This window comes from Cobetia sp. SIMBA_158, assembly GCF_046566945.1.
Classification (GTDB): Bacteria; Pseudomonadota; Gammaproteobacteria; order Pseudomonadales; family Halomonadaceae; genus Cobetia; species Cobetia amphilecti.
This window is the reverse complement of sequence record NZ_JAWJYL010000653.1, coordinates 1-257: the sequence shown is the minus strand read 5'-3', so window position 1 is coordinate 257 and position 257 is coordinate 1. Positions and strand designations below refer to the sequence as shown.

The following is a 257-nucleotide window of genomic DNA, read 5'->3' as shown; positions in this document are numbered from 1 at the left end:
GCTAATGCACCTGTTACGCTGTTCACACTATCGCCTGTACGTAATGTGTTTTCTGCTGATAAACCTGGGGTCGGGTAAGCAGTAGGATCTGAGTTTTGAACAGTTGAACCGTCATCAACTAAGATTTTTTTAGTTAGGTTTTCTACTTCAACAGCGTTAGCTGCATCGCCAGGCATAGCAACTTGTGTGCCTTGGTATAAACGTTCTGTTGCAAGCTCAACTTCACCGTAACGGCCTAAACCAAAGTTATTTGTTAC

1 pseudogene is annotated in these 257 nt (G+C 43.2%); it reads right to left on the bottom strand.

From position 1 onward, the window contains the following. Positions 1-257, bottom strand: a pseudogene (locus R2R70_RS21445) (DNA degradation protein EddB); the annotation flags it as partial.